The organism is Methylobacterium sp. J-078 (assembly GCF_022829285.1).
Taxonomy (GTDB): Bacteria; Pseudomonadota; Alphaproteobacteria; order Rhizobiales; family Beijerinckiaceae; genus Methylobacterium.
On record NZ_JAKSYI010000033.1, the window covers coordinates 20,800 to 36,222 of the forward strand.

A 15,423-nucleotide genomic window follows, 5' to 3' on the forward strand; every position below is an offset into this window, starting at 1 on the left:
GTCCGTCAGAGTTCCGCGTGGTGGCTCAGAGCAGCTTGCCCATCGCCACCGCCGTGTCGGCCATGCGGTTCGAGAAGCCCCACTCGTTGTCGTACCAGGACAGGATGCGCACGAAGGTGCCGTCCATGACCTTGGTCTGGTCGAGGTGGAAGGTCGACGAGTGGGGGTCGTGGTTGAAGTCGATGGAGACGTTGGGCTGGTCGGTATAGGCCAGCACGCCCTTGAGCGGACCGTCGGCGGCGGCGCGGATCGCGTTGTTGATCTCCTCGACCGTGGTCTGGCGCTTGGCCGTGAACACGAGGTCGACGGCCGAGACGTTCGGGGTCGGCACGCGGATCGAGGTGCCGTCGAGCTTGCCCTTGAGCTCCGGCAGCACGAGGCCGACGGCCTTGGCCGCGCCCGTGGAGGTCGGGATCATCGAGAGCGCGGCGGCGCGGGCCCGGTAGAGATCCTTGTGCATCTGGTCCAGCGAGGGCTGGTCATTGGTGTAGGAGTGGATCGTCGTCATGAAGCCGCGCTCGATCCCGACGAGATCGTTCAGCACCTTGGCCACCGGCACGAGGCAGTTGGTGGTGCAGGAGGCGTTCGAGATGACGAGGTGGTCGGCGGTCAGCTTATCGTGGTTGACGCCGTAGACCACCGTGAGGTCCGCGCCGTCGGCGGGCGCCGAGACGATGACGCGCTTGGCGCCGGCGTCGAGGTGGGCCTTGGCCTTGTCCTTCGAGGTGAAGATGCCGGTGCACTCGAGGGCGATGTCGACGCCGAGTTCGCGGTGCGGCAGCTCGGCCGGGTTGCGCACGGCGGTGACCTTGATGCGCTGACCGTCGACCACGATGAACTCGCCGTCCACCTCGACCTTGGCGTTGAAGCGGCCGTGGATCGAATCGAAGCGCAGGAGGTGGGCGTTGGTCTCGACGGGGCCGAGATCGTTGATCGCCACCACCTCGATGTCCTTGCGGCCGGCCTCGTGGATGGCGCGCAGGACGTTGCGGCCGATGCGTCCGAACCCGTTGATGGCAACCTTCACCGACACGGCGTGAGTCCTTCCCTAAAACGGGCACCGACGCGGCGGCACCCTCCAGCCTGTTGATCGTCGCAGGCCGCCCGGCGGGCAGGCCTCGATCCGTCGCCCGCTCTGTGCGACTCCGGATTGAACGACGGATGAACCGCCGCCGCCGACACCCCACCGATCGTCGCCGAAAGCCGGACGAACCGCGCGGAACGACCGCGCACGGGGGATCTGCCAGGGCCTGAACGTGTCACGGGACGCCGTATAACCGGTCTGCGGGCGGGCGGTCTCTAACATGGTGACAAATCTTGGCAAAGGTCACCGCCCGGGTCAGAAGGGTGGATAACCCCGGCCCTTGGACGCGTCGTGACCGGCGCGGCCCCTTTCGCGTTTCGCGACGAACCGGGATCGGCGATAGATTCGGGAGTCCGGCGCCCGCCTCAAGCGATGCCGGGCCGGGCGGGTGATCCACGGTTGAGAGGTAGCAATACGTGAGCGAGACCATCGACGACGCCCTCCGGCGTCTCGAGACCGTGCTGAGCCGCCTGGAGGGTGCAGTGGCCCAGCGCTTCGAGGCCGAGCGCGATCCGAGCGACCTGGAGACCGAACTCGCCATGATGAGCGAGGACCGGGCGCGGCTCGCGGCCGAGCTCGATGCGGCCAGCGCCCGCCTTGTCGAGGTGGAGGCGACGTCCGCGGATGTCGGCGAGCGCCTTGGGCGGGCGATCGCGGCGGTGGAGGGCGTGCTGGCGCCCGCCCGCGGCAGCCGGTAAGCCAGCCTTCTTCGAGCGGCCCGACACGCGATGCCCCAGATCAACGTCACCATCGACGGCAAGAACTACCGCATGGCCTGCGCCGAGGGCGAGGAGGCCCATCTCACCGCGCTGGCCGGCGGCCTCGACGCGCGTGTGACCGAGATCCGCCGCGCCTTCGGCGAGATCGGCGACATGCGCCTGCATGTCATGGCGGCGCTGATGCAGGCCGACGAGTTGCAAGAGGCGCAGGGCCGCCTCGCCGCCCTGGAGCGGGAGACGGCCGCGCTGCGCGCGATCGTGGACGGCGCCGACGCGACGCGCGCCGCCGAGGAGGCGCACCTGGCGGAAGGCCTGCGCCGCTGCGCGGACCGGATCGAGCGCCTGGCACACACGATTTCGGCGGGCTGAGGGGCGATCCCCCTGGCGCAGGCCACGGGGCGACGCTACATGTCGGATGCGGGGCTGCCGGGTCCGTCAGGAGTACTTTTCCCCGGGGCCTTATCGACTCCCCAGGGAGCTGTCCCTGGCCTCGTCCCTGGACTTGGCCAACACGGCGCCCACCTACATTGTAGGTTTCCCGGGATCGACACTCCAACGGCTCACGTGGCTCCGCACTCAGATTCTCCTCCATCCGATCCGCCGACCGCCGCCGTGAAGGCGGCCCTCCGCAACGAGGCCCTGGCCCGGCGTGACGGGCTCTCCCCGGAGGCGCGCATCGCGGGCTCGGCCCGCATCGCCGAGACCGTCATGGGCATCGGGGCGCTCGCCGAGGCCACGATCGTCGGCGCGTTCTGGCCCATCCGCAGCGAGGTCGATCCCCGCCCCCTGGCCCGGCTCATGTTCGCGCGCGGGCAGCGGATGGCGCTGCCGAAGGTGACGCCCGACGGGCTGGTGTTCCGGGAATGGCGCGAGGGCGAGGCCCTGGTGGCGGGCCGCTTCGGCCTCAGCGAACCGCACGACGACCTGCCCCCCGTCGACCCCGCCGCCCTGATCGTGCCGCTGGCGGCCTACGACCGGCGTGGCCACCGCATCGGCTACGGCCGCGGCTACTACGATCAGGCGATCGCGCGGCTCTCGCGCAACGGTCCGGTCCTCACCATAGGCGTCGCCTTCTCGGTTCAGGCGGTAGATACGGTTCCCGCCGAGCCGCACGACCAGCCCCTCGACCACCTCGTCACGGAGGCGGGACCGGTCCCGCTTCTGCGGACCTGACCACTCCTACGGACGCAATCCTGCACGATGCGACTTCTCTTCCTCGGCGACGTGGTGGGCCGCCCCGGCCGCCACGCCATCTCGGACCGGCTGCCGGCCTTGCGCGAGCGCTGGCGCCTCGACTGCGTGGTGATCAACGGCGAGAACGCGGCCGGCGGCTTCGGACTCACGGAAGCCATCTGTGACGAACTCCTACAGGCTGGGGCCGATGCGGTGACGCTGGGCAACCACTCCTTCGACCAGCGTGAAGCCCTCGTCTTCATCCAGCGCCAGACGCGGCTCGTGCGGCCGGCGAACTATCCGCCCGGCACCCCCGGCCGCGGCGCCACCGTCGTCGAGACCCAGAAGGGCGCGCGCGTCCTCGTGCTCAACGTCATGGGCCGCCTCTACATGGATGCCCTGGACGATCCCTTCGCCTCGGCCGAGCGGGAACTGTCCGCCTGCCCGCTGGGCGCGGTGGCGGACGCGGTCATCGTCGACGTGCACGCGGAGGCCACGAGCGAGAAGCAGGCCTTCGGCCATTTCCTCGACGGCCGGGCGAGCCTCGTGGTCGGCACCCACACCCACACGCCGACCGCCGACCACCGCATCCTGCCTGGCGGCACCGCCTACCTCTCGGACGCGGGCATGTGCGGCGACTACGATTCGATCCTGGGCATACAGAAGGACGAGCCCCTCCGCCGCTTCCTGCAGAAGACGCCCGGTGCCCGGCTCGAAGCGGCGACCGGGGAAGGCACCCTCTGCGGAATCGCGGTGGAGACCGACGACGCGACGGGGCTGGCGCGGAGCGTGGCCGCAGTGCGCCTCGGCCCGCATCTGGAGGAGACGTGGCCGCGCGACTGGGATTAGCCGGCGCATCGGGACACGCTTTCACGGGACGACGCCACGCGCGACTTGATCGCCGCCGAGCCTGCCTCCAATGTGCCGCGCGTGCGCCCCGACGCGCACCGCCCGCGGGCGAACCGTATCCGCGTTGAGAGTGTGCCCGAGCCGATGGCGACCCCACCCGCACCCGCGACGATCGCCAAGCCGGGCATCTACCTCATCCGGATGCTGGTCTTCCTGATCCTGGTCGGCTTCCTCGCCTTCGTGCTGTTCCGGCAGGTGACGCCGGCCTTCCTGGCCAATCCGGGCCTCAACGGGCTCATCCTCGGCGTGCTGCTCATCGCGGTGCTGCTGGCCTTCGGGCAGGTGGTGCGGCTCTATCGCGAGACCGCCTACGTCAACGCCGTGGCGGCGGGGGAAAGCCCGAGCAAGCCGCCGCCGCTGATGGCGCCCCTGGCGCCGGCCATCGCCGCACGGCACGACGGGATCACCCTGCCGACCAGCCGCGCCTTCCTCGACACCGCGGCCGCGCGCCTCGACGAGGGCCGCGAGATCCTGCGCTACGTCTCCGGCCTCCTCATCCTCCTTGGCCTGCTCGGCACCTTCTGGGGCCTGATCGACACCCTGAGCGCGGTCGGCTCGGTGATCCGGACCATGCGCGGCGGCGGCGAGGCGGCGGCGATGTTCGACGAACTGAAGAACGGTCTCGCGGTGCCGCTCTCGGGCATTGGTCTCGCTTTCTCGGCCTCCCTGTTCGGCCTGGCGAGTTCGCTGATCGTGGGTTTCCTCGACCTGCAGGCGGGCCAGGCCCATGCGCGTTTCCACAACGAACTGGAGGATTGGCTGCTCTCGGGCGATCTGCCGGCGGCAGGGGCGGTCGCCGTCGCGGCGAAGCCCCTGCCCCATCAGGACCCGGCCAGCGCCCGCGAGCTGAAAGAGGCGGTGGACCGCCTGACCGCCGTGGTGGCGGAAGGCGCAAACGGACGCGTCGCCACCCAGGCGATGACCAACCTCGCAGAGGGTATCCAGGGCCTCGTCCAGCACATGCGGGCAGAGCAGCAGATGATCCGCGACTGGGTCGAGGCGCAGGCGAACCGCGAGCGCGAGCTGAAGCAGGTGCTCGAGCGCCTCGGCCGCGAGCGGGGCTGAGATGGCCTCCGCCCGCGTCCGCCGCGACCGGAGCCTCAACGTCTGGCCGGGCTACGTCGATGCCCTGGCGACGCTGCTGCTCGCCGTCGTCTTTCTGCTCACCATCTTCGTAGTCGGACAGTTCTTCCTGTCCCAGGAAATCAGCGGGCGCGATTCGGTTCTGACGCGCCTCAACCGCCAGATCGCCGACCTCACCGATCTGCTGGCCCTCGAGCGCTCCACCCGCAAGACCCAGGAGGAGCAGGCCTCCTCCCTGCGCAATACCCTGCTCGGCGCACAGGCCGATCGCGACCGACTGAAGGCGCAGGCCGAGGCGGCGCAGGGCTCGGCCGGGCGCCAGGGCGAGGTCGACAAGCAACTGGCGGCCGAGCGCGCCAACACGGCGCGCGCCGCCTCGCAGATCGACCTCCTCAACGAGCAGATCGCGGCCATGCGTCGGCAGCTCGCGGCCCTGGAGGACGCGCTGGCGGCCTCCGAGAACCGCGACCGCGAGAGTCAGGCCCGCATCGCCGATCTCGGCAGCCGCCTCAACGTCGCCCTCGCCCAGAAGGTGCAGGAACTGGCGCGCTACCGCTCGGACTTCTTCGGGCGCCTGCGCCAGATCCTGGGCAACCGCCCGGACATCCGCATCGTCGGCGACCGCTTCGTCCTGCAATCGGAGGTGCTGTTTCCGGCAGGCTCCGCCAGCCTGAAACCGGAGGCCGGGCCGGAGCTCGACCGCATCGCCGGCGCGATCCTCGACCTCGCCAAGCAGATCCCCGCCGACATCCCCTGGGTGCTGCGCATCGACGGCCACACCGATGCGCGGCCGATCGCGTCGGCGCAGTTCCCCTCGAACTGGGCGCTCTCGGCGGCCCGCGCCATCGCGGTGGTCCAGGCCATGGTGACCAAGGGCATCCCGCCCCAGCACCTGCTCGCCGCCGCCTTCGGCGAGTTCCAGCCCATCGAGGCCGGGACCACCGAGGAGGCCTATGCCCGCAACCGCCGGATCGAGATGAAGCTCACCGAGCGCTGAGGCGCCGCTATTTCACGATCCGGTCGAGGCGGTTGTTGACGAAGAAGTACAATTCCTTGGCGCCGGGCTCGTTGTAGAGCACCTGCACCTCGCGGCCCGAGCGCCCCTCGCCCACCAGCACGTCCGTGGGCGGCTTGCCCTTGAGGCGGACGAGATCGCACTCGCCGATGCCAATCTCGATCGCGGCCGCCATCGTCGGGGCCGGGCCCGTACAGGTCCCCTCCCCCGTCACCACCGGCCCCGTGAAAGTCGGGGCGGCGGGCGGCGGCGTCACCGCCACGGGAGCCGAGGGCGGCGGACGAGTCTCTGTGCTGGTGCAGGCCGCGAGGCCGAGGGCGAGGAGGCCCGCCGACACCAGCCCGCGCGGAGTTCTGAAAACGGTCACGGTCGCGAATCCTCAGCGCTGCGCAGCGCCCCGCGCGGCCAGTGCGGCCGCGTAGAGGGCGGCCGCATCCCGGTGGAAGGCGGCGCGCGAATCCGGGCGGGAATAGAACATGTGGCCGCCGGGGTACACGGCGAGTTCGAGCCGGCCGCCGCCGAAGGCCGGCATCTGGTCGATCAGCAGCTTCGAGGCGAAGTACGGCGTGACAAGGTCGGTGTAGCCGTGGGCGACGAGGACGCGCATGTTGCCGTCAAGCGCCAACACGCCGCGCAGGGCCCCGAGGGCCTCCGGCGCCGAGCGGCCGCTGCCCCAGGTCCAGCCCCGGTTCACCTGGTTGTTGAGGAGTTCGTAGCGCAGGTCCGGCACCCGGTAGTTCAGCTTTTCGCTGTAGAGCGCGATCATCGCGCTGGTGAGCGGCGCCTGGAGCCCGGTGAGCAGCGGATCGTCGAAACCCGACGCGGCGGCGTTCGGGTCCGGGTCCCAGCCGGTGACGCCGGTATCGTAGGCGCTCGCCACCCGGCCGGTCTCGCGGCCGATCTCGCGCTGGACGCTCTGGCCCGAGAGGCGTCCGGCCTGACGGCGCACGAAGCCGGGGTCGAGCCCGGCGAGCGCCCCGACCTTGTCGCTGAGCCGCGCCAATGCGGCCTCGTCGGACGGCCCCTTGAGCAGGTCTGCGAGGTAGGCGCCGGTGGCGTAGGCCTCGGCCTCGGCCATGGTCTGGCGCGTCGGCGTGCCCCCGGACCGCTCGATGGCGGCGGCGGCGAAGGAGGGCAGCTTGATGACGTGGCCCCAGGGCGTCGTCCGGGGGGCCTGCAGCCAGGCGAAATCCAACACCGGCGAGAGCAGCACCATCCCGGACAGGCCGATGCCGATCTCCTCCTGGAGCTTCGCGGCGATCAGCGGCCCGCGGAACCCGCCGTAGCTCTCACCGACGTAGAATTTCGGCGCCGCCATGCGGTCGTTGGCCCGCAGCCAGCGGGCGATGGCCGAGGACAGCACCGAGGCGTCGGCGTCGATGCTCCAGTAGCGCTTGGCGTCCCCGTCGGCGGCGCGGCTGTAGCCGGTCCCGACCGGATCGAGGAAGACGAGGTCGGTGAAGTCGAGCCAGGTGCCGTCGTTCGGCACCAGGCCGATCGGGGCGGACGGACTGATGCTCGTGCCCTCCACCGGCAGGCGCCAGGGCCCGATGGCGCCGATGTTCAGGTAGGCCGAGGCCGCCCCCGGGCCGCCGTTCAACGCGAAGGTGACGGGGCGCGACGCCTCCGCCTTGCCGGCCCCATCCCCGCCCTTCCGCGTGTAGGCGATGAAGGCGATCTCGGCCTGGAGCTTGCCGGCCTCGTCGACGAGGGGCAGGCTCCCGGCCCGGGCGGTGAAGGCGAGCACGCGTCCATCCGGCAGGGTGACGCTGTGCTCCGTCACGGAATCGGCGGGGAGCTTGCGGCCCTCGGGGCCGCGCGGCTCGGCGGCCCGGCGCGTCTCCGGCGGGCGCTCGCCGTGGGGGGACGGCTGGGCGTGGAGGGGGGCGCCCACGAGGAGCAGGGCCGCGAGGCCGATGGCGAAACGTCTCATGGCGATTCCTCTCGGCGTGTTCCGGTGGTCGGGCCGGGGCGTCAGGCCTTCTTCTGCCAGCGCCCGTCCTCGTCCTGCTGCCAGTAGGCGATGGTGTGCCCGCCGGCCTTGGCCTCCTTCCACTGCTCGCGGGCGCGCAGCAGGGCGTCCTGGTCGGTCCCGTCGAACAGCACGCAGATGCGCGCGTAGCTGCCGGCATCGGCCGGCAGGTCGGCGCCTTCCACGAGGAAGCGGATCGAGGCCGCGTTCGGGTTGGTGTCCTTGAGGGTCAGCACGACGGGCTGGCTCGCGGCGTCCGCCTCGCGGTCCGTGCCGTGGGGCAGGAAACTGTCGTCGCTGTAGGTCCAGAGCTGGTCGTCCAGCGCCTGGAGCCGCTCCTCGCTGGCGGCCTGGATCGCCGCGCGCCATTGGCGTTCCAGGGAACGCTCGACGAGGTTCGGCAGCACCTTCTCGAGGGGCTGCTGCTGGAGGTGGTAGAACAGGATCTCGGTCACGCTTCGCAAGGTAGGCACGATGCCGGCCATTGCCAGCGGCCGAACCGCTCGGAGCACCTGATCGGGCTCCTCGCCCGCGCGTGAAATCCGCGCAGGTCCGGTGGATCGCGAACCAGAGCCGATCCCGAAGGTAACCCTCACGGCAGGGAGCCGATCGCTGCCGCGCCGCGAAGGGAGAAAGCCTGCTCGATGATATGTCGTAAGACGATGCGGACCCGGATCATCGCGGTCGCGGCAGCCCGGGCTTCGAGATGGATGATGCACCCACTCTTCCAGACCGGCGCGATCCAGGCCGACCGGCCGCCCCACGGCCGTCGTTCGCCATGATGGCGGCCGGCCTCGACATCGGTCCCAATGGACCGGTCTCCCCCGCCGTGTCGGCCCGCCTCGTGCCGAGGCGGACCATCGCGCTGACCGAGGGACGCAGCCTCGCCTATGCGGAGATGGGGAGCGGGCCACCACTCCTGGCGATCCACGGGATGCTGATGTCCCTGGAGGACATGTGGCTGGGGCCGGTACCGGTGCTGGCCCGTCACTTCCGCGTCATCGCGGTCGACCGGCCGGGGCACGGCTTCAGCCGACGCCGGGGACCGGCCGATGCCGATCCTTGGCGGCAGGCCGAATTGATCCACGCGGGCATGCAGGCGCTCGGCGTCGTCGCGCCGGTGGTGGTGGGGCATTCCTTCGGGGGCGCGGTGGCTCTGGCCTACGCGCTGCAGTTTCCCGATGCGACCGCCGGGGCGGTCGCCCTGGCGCCGATCTGCTTTCCCGAGCCCCGCATCGAGCACCTGCTCTTCGGCCCCCGCGCGGCGCCCGGCGGCGGCCTGCTCTCGCAGGCTCTGGAGCGCTCGACGGACCCCGCGCTGTTGCCGCTGCTCTGGAACGCGATGTTCCTGCCCGCGACCATGCCGGCGGCCTATGCGCAGACCTACCCGTTCGGGCTCGCCGGCCACGCGGCTCAGTTGGTGGTCGAGGGCGAGGATGCGCTCGCCCTCGGCGCGGGATTGGTGCGCAGCGCCCTCGCCTACCGGACCTGCCGTGTTCCGGTGCGGATCCTCGGCGGTGATTCCGACCTCGTTGTCAGCACGCCGCGCCACGGGTACCGGGCGTCGCTGCATATGCCGGGCGCGCAGTTCCGGGGCCTGTCGCGGACGGGCCACATGCTGCACCACCAGCATCCCGAGGCCGTTCTGGATGCCGCATTCGCGGTGCTTCACGAAAAAGCCTGATCTTTCCACGGCCGAAGCCCGATTTGGCGAACACTTCGTCAATCGTTCGCCGTTATTGCAGTGCACTCACCGGTGGCCCGGCGCGATCGCATGCGTCCCCGCCGGACATTTCCCCTCGCCTTCACGGAACCGGACCGGGACAGACCCGCCGGAACCGACCGCATCAGGAATGCCACCCCGTGAGCTTCACCGTCCGCGCGCGCGTCTCCGCTCGTCAGTTCGCCTTCCAGCATCGCTCGATGCTGGGTGCACTCGACCAGAGCCTGTCGCTCCTCACCGCGGGGATGTCCGACGTGCGGATCGTCGATGCGGATGGCCGGGTCCACAGCCCCTGCGCTCTTCAAGCCCTGCTGTTCGGGACCCGCACGCCCGCGCTGGACGCGACGCCCCAGCCGGTCGCCCAGGCCGCCTGACGCCGAGCCTACACCGCCGCGATGTAGTGCGGCACGAAGAGGGCGGCGTTCGTGGTAATGGGCCCCGCGCTCTCGCGGATGCAGAGGCCGGCGGGAACGTCGCCGACGATCCAGGACCCGACCAGGGGCCGGCGCCCGTCGAAATCGGGCAGCGGCGCCAGGGCCTGGCGCACATGGCCCTCGGCCCCGTAGGGCCCCGCGTCCTGCACCACGACGCGATCGTTCTCCACCATCAGGATGTTCGCGCCCTCCCGCGAGTACAGCGGCTTTCGCACGTAGCTCGCCCCGAGACTCCCGGCGGCCGGGTCCCCATCGAAGTAGGTGGGCAGCAGGTTCGGGTGATGCGGCTCCATCGCGTGGAGATGCGCGAGCAGGCCCTTGTTCGACAGAACGGCCTTCCAGGGCGGCTCCAGGAAGCGGGTGGCGCTTGCGTCGATCTCCCGTCCGAAGGCATCGGCGAAGGCCCATTCCCAGGGATAGAGCTTGAAGAGCCGCGCGATCGGGACCCGCCGGTCATCGACGAAGCGGCCGAGGGCATCGAGGCCGATTTCCGAGAGGTCGAGGAAGCGGCAATCGAGGCCCGCCTGGCGGGCGCAATCCTCCAGGTAGGCAACGGTGCCGCGATCCTCGGGCGCTTCGGCATAGGCGGTGAGCGCGAGGGAGCCGTCGCCGGGCAGGGCCCGGAAGCGCGCGATCAGGCGCTCGTGGACCGCATTGTACTGGTCCGATCCCGCCGGAAGGGTTCCGCGCGCGAGCAGGTCCTCCAACCAGAGCCACTGGAACACGCCGGTCTCGTAGAGGGCCGTCGGAGTGTCGGCATTGTATTCGAGGAGCTTGGCCGGCCCCGTGCCCCCGTAGGCGAAGTCGAGGCGTCCGTAGAGCGACGGATCGCGCCGGCGCCAACTCGCACGCACAGCGTCCCAGGCATGGCGGGGGATGTGAAGGCTGGCGAGGATGCGCTCGTCGCCCACCGCCCGATCCACGAAATCGAGACAGAGCGCATGCAACTCCGCGCTCGGCGCCTCGATGTCCGCCTCGATCTCCGCGAGGGTGAAGGCATAGGCGTGGCTCTCGTCCCAGTAGGGCTCGCCGTCCAGGCTGTGGAAGTGGAACCCGTTCCGGGCCGCCACCTCGCGCCAATCGGGACGCTCGCCGATGGGGACGCGGCGCATCAGCCACCGCCGCCATGATGCGACGCGGACGATTCGTCCCCGCAGATGGAGCGGCCGGTGGCGCCGAAACCGTTGAGGAGGGGCGGCCGGGCAGTGGCAACCGGAACGCGGGCGACGCTGCCGCCATCCGTCGTCGGCGTCACGGGACAGCCCCAGGTGGTCCGGTACGCCGGCTGCGCGACGGCGCGGACGCCGTAGACCACGCCGGCGGTCGGGAAGAGCGGCTGCGGATCGAGCTTCTGCGCCGCCGTCGCGCCGACGAAGTAGGCGACCATCCGCGGCACGTAGAGGGTCCCGGCCTCCGGCGCCGCGACCACGCCGCGCGCCTCGCATGCATCGAGGCCGTGCTGCGCCTCGCACTCGGCACGCGACCGATAGATGGGCGCGCGCGCGGCCGCCACGGTTCGGGCGACGTCATCCTCGATCCGGCAATCCACCGCCGTGCGGACCCGACCCGCGATGCAGGCCTCGGCATTCGGATAGATCCGGATGTCCTCCATCTGCTGCGAAGGATCGATGCGGGCGAGACCCACCGCCGCCGCGCCCGCGCCGGTGAGCAGCACGAGGGTCACGGCCTCGGAGCGCTTGAAGCCGCCCGTTCCCCCCGTCCCGTCCTTCCGGTCCTGCGAAGACATCACGTTCCGGGCCCCTTCAGTGGCCCGCTCCCTGCCGCGACGCCGCGCGACCTCGACCGACAATTATGATCGAGCTTGGCCGTCGGTAAGGGGTCAGTACGTCATCGCCGCCGCATCGAGGATGCCGCCGGCCAGGGACGCCGCCGCCAGCAAGGTGGCGCCCGCCATCTCACCGGCCTCGATGCGGCGGGAGAGATCGGGCAGCAGGGCACGGACCGCGAGATAGATCGCCACCTGGACGACGAGGGCGACGAGGCCCCAGATCGCGCAATCGAGGATCGACTGCGCGTTATGGATGGAGACGGCCAGCGGCAGCGTGTAGCCGACGAGGCTCCCGCCCAGGGCGAGGGCGGCCGCGCGGTTATCGGCGCGGATCAGGGTGAGTTCACGGTGCCCCGTCGCCTGCAGGTAGACGGCGAGGTAGGCGCTCACGAGGGCGAAGGCCAAGGCGAGATAGGCCAGGAACGAACCGAGTCCCGCGATCGACGTCATGCGGAGCCCCCCGATGCCTCAGACCAGCCGGCTCTGCACCATCGCGGCGCCGACGAAGCTCTTGAAGAGCGGGTGCGGCTCGAAGGGCCGTGACTTCAACTCGGGGTGGAACTGCACGCCGATGAACCACGGATGCCCGACATGCTCCACGGTCTCCGGCAGGAGCCCGTCCGGCGAGAGGCCGGAGAAGCACAGGCCCTTGGCCTCGAGGCCCTCGCGGTAGGCCATGTTGACTTCGTAACGGTGCCGGTGACGCTCGGAGATGTCCGTGGTCCCGTAGATTTCGGCGATCTTCGTGCCCGGGCGCAGGCTGGCCTGGTAAGCGCCAAGCCGCATGGTGCCGCCGAGATCGCCGGCCGCAGCGCGACGCTCCAGCTCGTTGCCCTTCAGCCATTCGGTGAGCAGGCCGACCACCGGCTCGGCGGTCTCGCCGAACTCGGTGGAATTAGCGTCCGCGACGCCGGCCAGGGAGCGGGCGGCCTCGATCACCGCCATCTGCATGCCGAAGCAGATGCCGAAATACGGGATCTTGCGCTCGCGGGCGTAGCGGGCCGCGCGGATCTTGCCCTCGGCGCCGCGCTGGCCGAAGCCACCCGGCACCAGGATGCCGTGGATGCCTTCGAGGAACGGCGCCGGGTCCTCGCGCTCGAAGACCTCGGCCTCGATCCATTCGAGGTTCACCTTGACGCGGTGGGCGATGCCGCCGTGGGTCAGCGCCTCGGTGAGCGACTTGTAGGCGTCCTTCAGGCCCGTGTACTTACCCACGATGGCAATGGAGACCTCGCCCTCCGGGTTCTTGACCCGCTCGGAGATGGTGCGCCAGCGCGTGAGATCGGGCTCGTCCTGCGAGGGCAGATCGAAATGAGCGAGCACCTCGCGGTCGAGGCCGGCCTCGCGGTAGGAGAGTGGTACGTCGTAAATCGAGGCGACGTCGCGGGCCTCGATGACGGCGGTCTCGCGCACGTTGCAGAACAGGCCGAGCTTGCGGCGCTCGTCGGCCGGGATCGGCCGGTCGCAGCGGCAGAGGAGCATGTCCGGCTGGATGCCGATGGAGCGCAACTCCTTGACCGAGTGCTGCGTCGGCTTCGTCTTCAGCTCGCCGGCGGACGGGATGTAGGGCAGCAGGGTCAGGTGCACGAAGGCGGTGGCGCCGCGCGGCAGTTCCTGGCCGAGCTGGCGGATCGCCTCGAAGAACGGCAGGCCCTCGATGTCGCCGACCGTTCCACCGATCTCGACGAGCACGAAATCGAAGGCGTCGTTGCCTTCGAGGACGAAGTCCTTGATCGCGTTGGTGACGTGCGGGATCACCTGGATCGTCGCGCCGAGATAATCTCCGCGCCGCTCCTTGGTGATGATGTCGAGGTAGATCCGCCCGGTGGTGATGTTGTCGGCCCGCGTCGCCGGCAGCCCGGTGAAGCGCTCGTAATGCCCGAGATCGAGGTCGGTCTCGGCGCCGTCGTCGGTGACGAAGACCTCGCCGTGCTGGGTCGGGCTCATCGTGCCCGGATCGACGTTGAGGTAGGGGTCGAGCTTGCGCAGGCGGACCTTGTAGCCGCGCGCCTGCAGGAGGGCCGCCAGGGCGGCGGAAGCGAGACCCTTGCCGAGCGAGGAAACCACGCCGCCGGTGATGAAAACGTACCGCGTCATGGGCCTCGGTCCATAAACAAGGGGGAACGATTCGCCAAACCCAAAAACGCTTATCCCCCGCGATGCGGGCGCATGCGCGGCAGGAAACGTCTTTCGGGAATGGCCGTGAACGCTATGCGGCGCCCGATCGCTCGGACGCCGCGTGTCTCAGATCGATGAAGGCTGGCCCCACGAACGCAACGCTTACGCGATTACGTCGCCGATAAGCGCCGGGGCTGCGGCGCTGTCACGTCACTCGGCGGGCGCGTCGATCAGCGGGCACGTCGATCAGCGGGATTGCGGTGCCTGCGGCACGGCGGGCTGGGCCGGCTGCGTCGCCGGGACCTCGGCCGGCGTGCCCGGCTGCGCCGTGCCGCCGCCGCTCTGCCCGCGCAGGGTGTCGAGGAGGTTGCCGGCGTTGGGCTGCGTCGCCGGCTGGCCGGTGGCGGTGCCTTCCAGGATCGAGCGGGGCGCCGCGCCGCGATGGGACATTACGGCGAGGGTCATGCTGGTCGTGAAGAACAGGGCCGCCAGGATCGCGGTGGCGCGGGTCAGCGCGTTGGCCTGGCCACGGCCGGTCATGAAGCCCGCGACGCCGCCACCGCTGCTGCCGCCGCCCAAGCCCAGCCCGCCCTCGGAGCGCTGCAGCAAGACCACGGCGATGAGGCCGAGGACGACGATGAGGTGGATCGAGATCAGAACGGTCTGCATCGGACTTCCGGAATCTTCACCATCCGCGCATCGAACCCGCGCGAGCGGGTCGGATACGGGTGCGCCAGGGGCCGGAGCGTCCTGGCGCCGCCGACGGAAGTCCGGGGCCATACACCAGATGGCCGCCCGCGCCAACCACGGGATCGCCCGGCGCACTGCGGCCCGGCATCTCGCGGATCGGTCGCGAGTGTGCTGTTCTCGGGCGAGGCCGACGCTCCGTGTGAAGGGCGCGGCGACGCGCGGTGCGCATGCCGGCACCGCCCCGGAGGAACCCCATGAGCGCCAGATTCCGACCGATGCTCCGCGCCGCCCTCGCGGCCGGCCTCCTCGCCGGCAGCCTGATGACGTCGGCGCCTTCGTACGCCGCTACCCCGGAGGCCGAGGTCGAGGCGGCGGTGGACGACCTGACGCGGGCGATCCTGGCCGCCGACGGGACGGCCCTCGACGCCCTCGTCCTCGACGGCCTGAGCTACGGGCATTCGAGCGGCGCCGTGCAGGACAAGGCCGCCTTCGTCGAGGCCCTGGCGAGCCGGCGCTCGAGCTTCCCCAGCATCACCCTGTCGAACCGCAAGGCCTCGATCGTCGGCGACGACGCGATCGTCCGGCACGTCTTCGACGGCGAGACCGTCTCGAACGGCAAGACAGTTCCGGTGCATATCGGCGTGCTTCAGGTCTGGCACCGCGAGGGCGGACGCTGGCGGCTGCTGGCGCGCCAGGCCTTCAAGCTCTGAGGCG

The 15,423-nt window shown here is 70.6% G+C and carries 18 protein-coding genes and 1 other RNA gene; 10 read left to right on the forward strand and 9 right to left on the reverse strand.

Features of this window, described 5'->3' with window-relative positions; genetic code table 11:
- Positions 1 to 25 precede the first annotated feature (25 nt).
- Positions 26 to 1,033, reverse strand: coding sequence for a type I glyceraldehyde-3-phosphate dehydrogenase (gene gap / locus MKK58_RS02535; RefSeq protein ID WP_056476152.1), 1,008 nt, complete (start codon positions 1,031 to 1,033; stop codon positions 26 to 28).
- A gap of 467 nt (positions 1,034 to 1,500) precedes the next feature.
- Between gap and MKK58_RS02540 the strand changes: the two genes are divergently transcribed.
- The 7 genes from MKK58_RS02540 to MKK58_RS02570 all read left to right on the forward strand — a co-directional run bounded on the left by MKK58_RS02540 (position 1,501) and on the right by MKK58_RS02570 (position 5,965).
- Entirely contained in the window at positions 1,501 to 1,782 is a 282-nt protein-coding gene (locus tag MKK58_RS02540) for a DUF4164 domain-containing protein (protein ID WP_243910604.1), read from the forward strand.
- Between the two features lie 30 nt (positions 1,783 to 1,812).
- Entirely contained in the window at positions 1,813 to 2,172 is a 360-nt protein-coding gene (locus MKK58_RS02545; RefSeq protein WP_243910605.1) for a cell division protein ZapA, read from the forward strand.
- 48 nt (positions 2,173 to 2,220) lie between these two features.
- Positions 2,221 to 2,378, forward strand: a non-coding RNA gene (gene ssrS, locus MKK58_RS02550) — 6S RNA.
- The gene (locus tag MKK58_RS02555; RefSeq protein ID WP_243910606.1) at positions 2,368 to 2,976 is read left to right on the forward strand and encodes a 5-formyltetrahydrofolate cyclo-ligase; all 609 of its coding nucleotides are present in this window, start codon (positions 2,368 to 2,370) and stop codon (positions 2,974 to 2,976) included. The genes ssrS and MKK58_RS02555 overlap by 11 nt, the downstream gene beginning before the upstream one ends.
- A gap of 27 nt (positions 2,977 to 3,003) precedes the next feature.
- Positions 3,004 to 3,825, forward strand: coding sequence for a TIGR00282 family metallophosphoesterase (locus MKK58_RS02560; protein ID WP_243910607.1), 822 nt, complete (start codon positions 3,004 to 3,006; stop codon positions 3,823 to 3,825).
- 144 nt (positions 3,826 to 3,969) lie between these two features.
- On the forward strand, positions 3,970 to 4,950 hold the full coding sequence (locus MKK58_RS02565) for a MotA/TolQ/ExbB proton channel family protein (protein WP_243910608.1): 981 nt from the start codon (positions 3,970 to 3,972) through the stop codon (positions 4,948 to 4,950).
- 1 nt (position 4,951) lies between these two features.
- The gene (locus MKK58_RS02570) at positions 4,952 to 5,965 is read left to right on the forward strand and encodes a peptidoglycan -binding protein (protein WP_243910609.1); all 1,014 of its coding nucleotides are present in this window, start codon (positions 4,952 to 4,954) and stop codon (positions 5,963 to 5,965) included.
- Between the two features lie 7 nt (positions 5,966 to 5,972).
- Here MKK58_RS02570 and MKK58_RS02575 read toward each other — a convergent pair whose 3' ends face one another.
- From MKK58_RS02575 to MKK58_RS02585, 3 genes are read right to left on the reverse strand one after another with little or no spacing between them, the layout of a single operon-like run.
- Entirely contained in the window at positions 5,973 to 6,350 is a 378-nt protein-coding gene (locus tag MKK58_RS02575; protein ID WP_243910610.1) for a hypothetical protein, read from the reverse strand.
- A 12-nt stretch (positions 6,351 to 6,362) separates the two neighbouring features.
- Positions 6,363 to 7,916 carry a S10 family peptidase gene (locus tag MKK58_RS02580; protein WP_243910611.1) on the reverse strand — a complete coding sequence of 518 codons (1,554 nt, stop codon included), beginning with the start codon at positions 7,914 to 7,916 and terminating at the stop codon, positions 6,363 to 6,365.
- A 41-nt stretch (positions 7,917 to 7,957) separates the two neighbouring features.
- The gene (locus MKK58_RS02585; RefSeq protein WP_243910653.1) at positions 7,958 to 8,410 is read right to left on the reverse strand and encodes a DNA polymerase III subunit chi; all 453 of its coding nucleotides are present in this window, start codon (positions 8,408 to 8,410) and stop codon (positions 7,958 to 7,960) included.
- 323 nt (positions 8,411 to 8,733) lie between these two features.
- On the opposite strand from MKK58_RS02585, the gene MKK58_RS02590 reads away from it, so the two are divergent.
- Entirely contained in the window at positions 8,734 to 9,639 is a 906-nt protein-coding gene (locus tag MKK58_RS02590) for an alpha/beta fold hydrolase (protein ID WP_243910612.1), read from the forward strand.
- 179 nt (positions 9,640 to 9,818) lie between these two features.
- Positions 9,819 to 10,052: a hypothetical protein gene (locus MKK58_RS02595; RefSeq protein WP_243910613.1), complete on the forward strand. Its 234-nt coding sequence runs from the start codon at positions 9,819 to 9,821 to the stop codon at positions 10,050 to 10,052.
- Between the two features lie 8 nt (positions 10,053 to 10,060).
- Here MKK58_RS02595 and MKK58_RS02600 read toward each other — a convergent pair whose 3' ends face one another.
- The 5 genes from MKK58_RS02600 to secG form a co-directional block, all read right to left on the reverse strand.
- Positions 10,061 to 11,224, reverse strand: coding sequence for a glutathionylspermidine synthase family protein (locus tag MKK58_RS02600; protein WP_243910614.1), 1,164 nt, complete (start codon positions 11,222 to 11,224; stop codon positions 10,061 to 10,063).
- The gene (locus MKK58_RS02605; RefSeq protein ID WP_243910654.1) at positions 11,224 to 11,859 is read right to left on the reverse strand and encodes a DUF1190 domain-containing protein; all 636 of its coding nucleotides are present in this window, start codon (positions 11,857 to 11,859) and stop codon (positions 11,224 to 11,226) included. Before MKK58_RS02605 ends, MKK58_RS02600 begins: the two co-directional genes overlap by 1 nt.
- 93 nt (positions 11,860 to 11,952) lie before the next feature.
- Positions 11,953 to 12,351 (reverse strand): DUF350 domain-containing protein, encoded by a 399-nt coding sequence (locus tag MKK58_RS02610; RefSeq protein WP_243910615.1) that lies wholly within the window; start codon positions 12,349 to 12,351, stop codon positions 11,953 to 11,955.
- A gap of 18 nt (positions 12,352 to 12,369) precedes the next feature.
- Positions 12,370 to 13,998, reverse strand: coding sequence for a CTP synthase (locus MKK58_RS02615; RefSeq protein WP_243910616.1), 1,629 nt, complete (start codon positions 13,996 to 13,998; stop codon positions 12,370 to 12,372).
- Positions 13,999 to 14,265: 267 nt separating this feature from the next.
- Positions 14,266 to 14,688: a preprotein translocase subunit SecG gene (gene secG / locus MKK58_RS02620; protein ID WP_243910617.1), complete on the reverse strand. Its 423-nt coding sequence runs from the start codon at positions 14,686 to 14,688 to the stop codon at positions 14,266 to 14,268.
- A 275-nt stretch (positions 14,689 to 14,963) separates the two neighbouring features.
- On the opposite strand from secG, the gene MKK58_RS02625 reads away from it, so the two are divergent.
- The gene (locus MKK58_RS02625; protein WP_243910618.1) at positions 14,964 to 15,419 is read left to right on the forward strand and encodes a nuclear transport factor 2 family protein; all 456 of its coding nucleotides are present in this window, start codon (positions 14,964 to 14,966) and stop codon (positions 15,417 to 15,419) included.
- Positions 15,420 to 15,423 lie beyond the last annotated feature (4 nt).

What these genes read in the sequence shown, in the direction of transcription:
- MKK58_RS02545 (WP_243910605.1), top strand. Translation starts at nt 1,813, where the DNA reads ATGCCCCAGATCAACGTCACCATCGACGGCAAGAACTACCGCATGGCC.
- MKK58_RS02560 (WP_243910607.1), top strand. Translation starts at nt 3,004, where the DNA reads ATGCGACTTCTCTTCCTCGGCGACGTGGTGGGCCGCCCCGGCCGCCAC.
- MKK58_RS02605 (WP_243910654.1), bottom strand. Translation starts at nt 11,859, where the DNA reads ATGTCTTCGCAGGACCGGAAGGACGGGACGGGGGGAACGGGCGGCTTC.
- secG (WP_243910617.1), bottom strand. Translation starts at nt 14,688, where the DNA reads ATGCAGACCGTTCTGATCTCGATCCACCTCATCGTCGTCCTCGGCCTC.
- MKK58_RS02615 (WP_243910616.1), bottom strand. Translation starts at nt 13,998, where the DNA reads ATGACGCGGTACGTTTTCATCACCGGCGGCGTGGTTTCCTCGCTCGGC.
- MKK58_RS02600 (WP_243910614.1), bottom strand. Translation starts at nt 11,224, where the DNA reads ATGCGCCGCGTCCCCATCGGCGAGCGTCCCGATTGGCGCGAGGTGGCG.
- MKK58_RS02580 (WP_243910611.1), bottom strand. Translation starts at nt 7,916, where the DNA reads ATGAGACGTTTCGCCATCGGCCTCGCGGCCCTGCTCCTCGTGGGCGCC.
- MKK58_RS02625 (WP_243910618.1), top strand. Translation starts at nt 14,964, where the DNA reads ATGAGCGCCAGATTCCGACCGATGCTCCGCGCCGCCCTCGCGGCCGGC.
- MKK58_RS02610 (WP_243910615.1), bottom strand. Translation starts at nt 12,351, where the DNA reads ATGACGTCGATCGCGGGACTCGGTTCGTTCCTGGCCTATCTCGCCTTG.
- MKK58_RS02570 (WP_243910609.1), top strand. Translation starts at nt 4,952, where the DNA reads ATGGCCTCCGCCCGCGTCCGCCGCGACCGGAGCCTCAACGTCTGGCCG.
- MKK58_RS02565 (WP_243910608.1), top strand. Translation starts at nt 3,970, where the DNA reads ATGGCGACCCCACCCGCACCCGCGACGATCGCCAAGCCGGGCATCTAC.
- MKK58_RS02590 (WP_243910612.1), top strand. Translation starts at nt 8,734, where the DNA reads ATGATGGCGGCCGGCCTCGACATCGGTCCCAATGGACCGGTCTCCCCC.